Origin of the sequence: Shinella sp. (assembly GCF_052438155.1) — a bacterium.
Lineage (GTDB): Bacteria > Pseudomonadota > Alphaproteobacteria > Rhizobiales > Rhizobiaceae > Shinella.
The window spans coordinates 1-3,447 of sequence record NZ_JBQVPI010000086.1 but is presented as its reverse complement, the minus strand read 5'-3'; the positions used below and the strand labels follow the sequence as shown (position 1 = coordinate 3,447).

Annotated in this window: 2 protein-coding genes; both read left to right on the top strand. The window is 56.5% G+C overall.

What is annotated here, in order from left to right:
* Positions 1–2,126 (top strand): nSTAND3 domain-containing NTPase (locus tag ACT6VE_RS34525; protein WP_444802626.1); only part of this gene is annotated, 2,126 nt, incomplete at its 5' end.
* 247 nt (positions 2,127–2,373) lie between these two features.
* A complete protein-coding gene (locus ACT6VE_RS34520; protein WP_444610523.1) occupies positions 2,374–3,312 on the top strand; it encodes a hypothetical protein in 939 nt (312 codons plus the stop codon).
* Positions 3,313–3,447: the final 135 nt, after the last annotated feature.

Here is a 3,447-nt window from a genome sequence, read left to right as displayed (position 1 = left end):
AACGCGTTGCGATTAACCGGCTCTGTCCTGGTCGCTACATCCTTGCGACGTCAAGGTCGCTAACCCCCAGCAACGACGCCGCCCTGGCAGAAATCATCGGACCATCGTTACGATCGAGTAACGACATCTTCGGATGCGAAGATTTGAACGGCCTGCTCCGCAAATATCCCGACATCGAGCGCAGTCATGTCAAGCTGTGGCTCTCGGGGGCCGGTGCGCTCGATCGCGTGTTAAACGCAGCCTCGCACAACTTCACGACAATTACGCGCGAGGAGATCGAGGCGAAGCTCAAGGTTTATGCCGAAAACCCAAGTTTTAAGGCCGGGCGAGACATTCTAGAAGACCAACGCGTGCTCATCGTTTCGGGTCCGCCCGGCGTCGGTAAGACCACGCTCGCCGAAATGCTTTGCTACGCCTACATCGCAGAAGAATGGGAACTTGTCGCGATCCGCAATCTCGAAGAAGGATTTGCGCGGATCGACGATAGCAAGCGACAGATCTTTTTTTTCGATGATTTTCTCGGCAGGATCGCACTCGATGAGCGCGCTTTGTCGACGCAGGACTCCGATCTCGCCCGCTTCATTAGCAGGGTTCGGCGAACGCCTCGTGCGCGATTTATCCTCACGACGCGTGCCTATATTTACGAACAGGCGCGACTTCTCTCGGAAGCGCTGTCAGATACCAAACTCAACGTGTCGCGCTACGTCTTGGATGTGGGCATCTACACCCGGCGCATTCGCGCACGTATCCTCTATAATCATTTGGTGGTAGCGGGCGTGCCCGAAGCGCATATCGCAGCGCTGATTGAGCAAAAAGTGCTCAAGAAGATCGTCGATCACAAGCACTATAACCCCCGTATCATCCAGTTCATGACTGAGGCGGATCGAGTTGCCGATACCAATCCAGCAAGTTATCCCAAATCGTTTCTCGATACGCTTGAAAACCCCGATCTTATCTGGGACAAGGCGTTCCGTACCCATATCACGCGGCGCTCGCAACACCTGCTCGTCGCCCTGTTTCTGCTGTCCGAATACGGCTCCGAGATCGAAGATCTCGAGGAAGTGTTTAATGGAATTCACCCGGTTATGTGCGCCAAATTTGGTTTGCCGTACGACCCGAAGGACTTCGAAAGTGCGCTTCGAACGGTAGAAGGGAGCTTCATCGTAATTTCGGAGACGATGGTGCGCTACGTAAACCCCTCGGTAAGGGATTATCTCGCGCGCTATCTGAGTGACAAGGCATTGCTGTCCGTACTTGCCGATGCCGTGCCCACGCTGCGAAGTGCGCGCAATCTCTTCGATCATCATATGAAGCAACCAGGTCTGACGAATGCTGGGATCGCTACCTTCGTTTCCAAATTCGTCCGGCTTTGCGAGCGCTTCGTCGCGGTGGAGGTGTGGAAGCGCATTCCCGGCGAAACATATCATTCGCGAATGTACGAGTTATCGAACTCGGATCGCATGGACCTTCTCGTGAGCTGGTGGCGGCTTTCAAGCGCCGAGCCTTTCATCGCAACAGCGCTGGCGATCGCCGACAAGGGCCGTGCTGCCTTTTCCGCGTGGGAAGACGGGAGGAAGCTACCCGAGATTCTAGCGGGGATGCGTGCAGCCGAGACTCTGGGCGAACCGACACCAATCGAACTAATCGACGCTGTCCAAGCCGCGGTCTCTGGACTGCTTGCCACCGACCTTGATCCGGACGACATCACCCGCATTCTCGCCGCCGCCGACGACCATGAAGGTAATCTGCCACCAGAGCTTTTTGCCGAGATCGCAGGCGCCACACATCGGATGATAGAGGAATTGCCGGATAATGTCGGCCATCTGGATTCAGAATCTACTCTGGAAGACTGGGGCAAGACGATTGACACGCTCGCCGCTCGTTTCGATGCGGATCCGCGCGTCGTCAGTCGCGCCCGTGCCGCACTCAACTACCGAACTTCACAGGTGCGTGAAACAGAGGCCGAGGACACCGAAGCAAATTTCACAGGTTCCACCGATATTCCGAGCGACAAATTCGACGACGCCGCGTTGGCGAGCCTATTCGGATCGCTCGGTGTGTCAACCACTGCCATGATCGCGGTAGAAGACGACGATCTGGATGATCTCGACGACTTGTCGTTTTAGCGCGACATGACTGCAACAAGACCAGCACGCGCTTCTAGTATACCCAAGTTTCAGCCCAAGTCAGAGAGTTTCGATGGTGGCGCACGAAACCCGGCCGCCGTTCAACCCGGCGAGGGAATTGGCCAATACTCAGGAAACGGCAGCGTTGGAAAGGATTGCAATGCCACCTCAATGGCTGCAGGTGGGGCGCATGTGGGTCACCAAGTATGGCGGTTGACTGGGCGTCAGGTTGCGGTGAGGTGTCGGCATGGATATTAGCGCCATCTTTCATGAACGGCTCACGAAGTTGCAGCCGGGTGATCACCTTCGAGGCTTGCAATCTGTGCGGCTTCATATTGACGCGGCGATCAGCCACCATTCGCGCGGTCGCGATGGTGATGCCACTGCCTTCACCGACGCCATCTATCGCTGCAATCAGGCGTTCGAGGGCAGCGTAAAAGAAGCATACCGTGTCCTAGCCGGCAAGGACCCAAGCCGGACCACGCCAGCGCAAATTGAGACCTTTCTGACGGAGCAGAACTTGCTTCGGCAGCGAGTGCTAGATCAGTTTACCAACTATCGAACTGGGTGGCGCAATGCCTCAGCGCACGACTACACACTCGACTTCGATGAGAACGAGGCCTTGCTCGCGATTGTGTCGGTAACGGTATTCGCCATCGTGCTCAGCGATCAAATTCGTGCGAAGCTCGCAGTCGCATTCGCTGAGCGTGCCGCTCCTCACCCGCAAACAGCGCTGCCACCCGGTGTTCAGCTCGATGAAGAAATCGAAAGGCTGGTTTTAGAGTTTGTCCACGGCAATTCGCCGCCGAGTATGAGCGCTGACGACTTTGAAGCGGAGCTGGCCGGATATTTATCGGCTCAGTTTGCCGCGACGCCAGGGATCGAGGTTAATGCCGGGTTCCGACTTAATGGCCGTGAGGCCGACATTGCCGTCCGTCGCGGGGAAGAACGCATCGCGCTTGAAGTGAAATTCATGCCTTACCCAACTGAGAGCCGGGTCCATTCAGGTCTTGCTTACCTAGGAGAATTGCTAGCGCGGGGGTTCACGCACGGAATCTTAGTCGCATTAGTCGCTGGCGAGCGTAACGTCGTTGCAACTAGCGCTGGCGCATCCATGGGGCAGACGGTCCGGGCCATCTACAGCCACTCACTGGTGAAGCCCCTTGTCAGTGGACGCTTCGATTGAGCCTCAAACAGAGATGCGCTGGGTTTGATTTCGGCGAGCGGAAGCGGGCCACTGAGTGACAGATGTGAGGGCGCAAAGCCAACATCTCAGGCAGGCCATTGGTCGTTAAGGGCAAGGCCTCCTTCAGCCCTGCCG

What these genes read in the sequence shown, in the direction of transcription:
- ACT6VE_RS34520 (WP_444610523.1), top strand. Translation starts at nt 2,374, where the DNA reads ATGGATATTAGCGCCATCTTTCATGAACGGCTCACGAAGTTGCAGCCG.